This is a genomic window from Streptomyces sp. NPDC058157, assembly GCF_042884105.1.
GTDB lineage: Bacteria > Actinomycetota > Actinomycetes > Streptomycetales > Streptomycetaceae > Streptomyces.
The window spans coordinates 3,697-7,301 of sequence record NZ_JBHVUQ010000289.1 but is presented as its reverse complement, the minus strand read 5'-3'; the positions used below and the strand labels follow the sequence as shown (position 1 = coordinate 7,301).

3 protein-coding genes and 1 pseudogene are annotated in these 3,605 nt (G+C 73.9%); 1 reads left to right on the top strand and 3 read right to left on the bottom strand.

The window, feature by feature from the left end; genetic code table 11:
• The 3 genes and pseudogenes from ACFVXK_RS35865 to ACFVXK_RS35855 form a co-directional block, all read right to left on the bottom strand.
• Window positions 1–1,482, bottom strand: a pseudogene (locus tag ACFVXK_RS35865) (hypothetical protein); the annotation flags it as partial.
• Complete coding sequence (locus tag ACFVXK_RS35860; protein ID WP_389620691.1) at window positions 1,479–2,540, bottom strand: ATP-binding protein; 1,062 nt, start codon at window positions 2,538–2,540, stop codon at window positions 1,479–1,481. The gene ACFVXK_RS35860 and the pseudogene ACFVXK_RS35865, both read right to left, overlap by 4 nt.
• Window positions 2,541–2,621: 81 nt before the next feature.
• Window positions 2,622–3,014: a hypothetical protein gene (locus ACFVXK_RS35855; protein ID WP_389620688.1), complete on the bottom strand. Its 393-nt coding sequence runs from the start codon at window positions 3,012–3,014 to the stop codon at window positions 2,622–2,624.
• Window positions 3,015–3,092: 78 nt separating this feature from the next.
• Here ACFVXK_RS35855 and ACFVXK_RS35850 point away from each other — a divergent pair.
• The coding region (locus ACFVXK_RS35850; RefSeq protein ID WP_389620685.1) for a maleylpyruvate isomerase N-terminal domain-containing protein at window positions 3,093–3,605 on the top strand (513 nt) is incomplete at its 3' end.

Here is a 3,605-nt window from a genome sequence, read left to right as displayed (position 1 = left end):
CCTTGCCGAGCAGGGCGGCGTTCATCGACCCGGAGGTGTCGAGCACCACGCCGAAGGTGCAGCGGGCGGTCTCCTCGGGCGGGAAGTACCGGCCCGCGCGCGGGATGTCGGGGGTCGAGGCCTGGCGGCGCGCCGGGCGGGCGTAGGACCGTACGGCCTCGGGCCTCGGCACGTATTCGTCGAACCAGCGGGCGAGCCGGGCGTCCCAGGGCACCGGCGGGTGGGCCAGGGCCCGGATCTCCTGGACGAGCCCGGCGGGCAGCAGGCCGCGCCCCTCGCGGACGTGCAGGTCGAAGCCCTGGACGAGGCCGCGCCGGTAGAACTCGTCGAGGTCCGCGTACGGGCGCCCCGCGCCGTGCGCGAGGGGCTCGCCCAGGATGTCCCCGGCGCCCTTGCCGCGCAGGGTGGCGAGCCGCCGCATCCGGCGCAGGTCGCCGGCGATCCGGTCGTACACCTCCTCGACGGAGAGCCCGCGCAGCGCCGGGTCGTGCAGCAGCCCCTCGGGCATGCTGCCGATGCGCATCTCCACCAGCCAGTCGTTGACGACGTAGTCGGCGGCGACGTTGTGAAGGTACGGGTCGCGGCCGCCGCGGCGCTCACCGTGGCGCAGGGCGGCGTGCAGCATCTCGTGGGCCAGGATGAACCGCCATTCCTCGTCCTCGAAGGTGCGCAGCGGGTTGACGTAGATCTCTCCGGCGGGTGCGCTGACGGCCGCGACCGCGATGTCCTGGGCGCGGGCCAGTTCGGCGTCGGCGACGACGGTCAGGCCGGCGGCGAGCCCGCCGAGCAGCGGGTACGAGGACACGAACCAGTTCAGGGCCCGGTCCCAGGGGCGCTGGGCGACGCGTTGCCCGGTGGTCCGGTCGCGGCGGCCGCCGGCCACGTCCATGGCGGCGGAGACGCTGCGGCGAAGGCGGTCTGCCAGTCGGGGACGGCGGTGCCGCCCCAGGCCCGCCAGGTGGTCAGGACCTGGTCGGGGCCGTGCCCGGCGGTGCCGCAGTGCTCGTAGGCGGGCGGGATGCCGTCGCGGCGCCAGCGGGCGGCGAGCTCGTCCTCGTCGCCGCCGGGGTACTCGGCGGGCAGGTGGTCGGGGGTGCGGCCGACGGGGAAGGTCTGCAGGAAGCGGTTGACGACCACGCAGCGGGCGGCGAGGTCGAACGGGTCCGGCTGGGTCCGGTTCTCGTCATCGGCGGCGGGGACGTGGCCGAAGCCGAGGTGGAGCAGGGCGTGGGCGAGCGCCCACGCCCACTCGCCCGGTTCGGCCCGCCGGGTGGGGTGGGCGTGGACGACGCCGTTGGAGGTGACGGCGGCCAGGCCCCCGTCCGGGGACTCCTTGCAGCCGGCCTCGCGGCAGAACTTGCCGTGGAGGGCGCCGAGGGCGGGGTTCCGGTTGACCAGGGCGAGGCCCTCGGCGAAGGCCTGCGTGGCCGGGTCGGGCTTGGCGGCGGCCTTCGCCCGGGCCTTGCCGCTGCCGCGGCTCACCGGCGGGCCTCGACCAGCCGGGGCATGTCGCGGGCGGCCTCGATCAGGAACCAGCCGGGCAGCACGGGCAGTCCGTCGGCGTCGTCGGCGATGACGGTCTGCGCGACCTCGACGGAGATCTCGGCGAGCTGGACGAGGAGCGACTTGAAGCGGTGGGTGTGCTGGCGCAGGGCCGGCGAGACGTGCTCCTTCTGTGCGGGGAGCTCCTTGAGCAGGCGGCCCCGGAAGGCTTCCGCGAGGTAGTAGAGCAGGTCGCGGTCCTGGAGCCGGGTGGGCCAGGAGACGTCGCCCTTCAGGATGGCCTCGATGCCGAAGGTGTGACGGACGATCTTGGCGTAGCCGCAGAAGGAGACGGCGTGCGCGGGGGTGAGGGTGCCGTGGGCGACGACCTTGAGGGTGTGCTCGTCCAGCTCCGGGCCGAAGGAGTGCAGGGCGTCGGAGAGCATGTGCCAGGAGCGCGGGGTGGAGAAGGGCTCCTCGGTCTTGGGCGGCTGCGACCACAGGTGGTCGGGGCGGTCGGTGAGGTAGTCGGTGACCCACGGGTGGATGCCGTGCTCGCCGGCCCACACCAGCCAGTCCTGCGCGGACGCCTGGAGGTGGACGTGGGTGAGGCGGTTGACGAGGGCGGAGGCGATGGGCCGGGCCAGGGCGTTGTCCGTGGCGCGGTTGCCGGCGCCGATGACGATGGATCCGGCGGGCAGTTCGTAGGAGCCGATCCGGCGGTCGAGGATCAGCGAGTAGAAGGCCTTCTGGACGTCCGGGCTCGCGGCGTTGAGCTCGTCGAGGAAGAGGCAGTACGGCTCGTCGCGGGCGATGGCCTCGGGCGGGCAGAAGACCGAGCGGCCGTCGCGGATCTGGGGCACGCCGATCAGGTCCTCGGGGGCGAGCTGCGTGCCGAGGAGGCTGACGCACTCCAGGCCCAGGGCGTCGGCGAACTTCCTGACCAGCGAGGACTTCCCGATGCCGGGCGCCCCCCAGAGGAAGACGGGCCGCACGGTGGCGAGGCCGAGCAGCAGCTCGGGGATCTGGGCGGGGGTGACGGTGACGGCAGCCTGCACGGGTGGGGACGTCCTCAGGGGTGGGGTGGTGTGTGGTGGGGTCAGTGTGGTCACACCGGACACCACCGGGCATCCGGTTTTCTAGGCGTGCGTGGCCACGAAGTGGCGCAGTTGCTCGCGGGGGTCGGGGCCCTCTCCGCCCCGCCAGAGCTGGTTGACGAGCTCCCCGGCGGGAATGCCGCGGAGCAGCATGTCCCGCATGGCCGCCACGGCCGTCGCCCTGGCGCCCGCCATGCGTTCACGGCTCTCCGGGCCGCCGTCGTCGGTGGCCAGGACGGTCGCCAGTGCGCGCTCCCAGGCCAGGACGTCGTCCCAGGCCCACATCTCCGTGTGCCCGGAGCCCGGGTGCTGGAGGGCTACCAGCTCCCATCTCCGGTCGTCCGTCAGGGGGTTGTCCGCCGAGACCCAACGGGTCACCAGTTCGGCCGCCCGCAGGGCGAGTTCGGCGTCCGCTTCGTTCGTCGCATCGGTCATGCTCCCGACCCTAACCCATTCTCGTCCAATTGACGATAATGGGATCGCGGGACCGGGCCGCCGGGGTACCGTGCCGGGATGGACCTCTTCTCACGCTCATGGACGGCCTTGCGGGCGGCGGTCGCCGGCCTCCCGGACCGGGACTTCGAGCGGCCGTCCGGGTGCGCCGGCTGGCTCGTGCGGGACCTGGTGTGCCACCTGGTCATCGACGCCCAGGACGTCCTGATCACCCTGGTCACCCCGGCCGGGACGGAACCCACCGTGGACGCGGTCGGCTACTGGAAGCTGGTCGACCCCCCGACGGGCGAGGACCCGCTCGACGCGCTGGTCCCCCGGCTGGCGGCGGCCTACGGCGAGCCGCGGTGGCTCAAGTTCCACCTCGACGACGTCGGTTCGGCCGCCGGCCGGGCGGCCTCGCTCGCCGATCCGGCGGCCCGCGTCGGCACGCAGGGCGAGGTGCTGACCGTCGCCGACTACCTGTCGGCGTACGTCCTGGAATGGACCCTGCACCACCTCGACCTGATCGCGCACCTGCCGTCCGCCCCGCCCCCGCCCGCCGAGACCCTCGCGGCGGCCCGCACCGCCCTGGAG

Excerpts from the sequence above, each read along its gene's own strand:
- ACFVXK_RS35855 (WP_389620688.1), bottom strand. The coding sequence starts at position 3,014 with ATGACCGATGCGACGAACGAAGCGGACGCCGAACTCGCCCTGCGGGCG.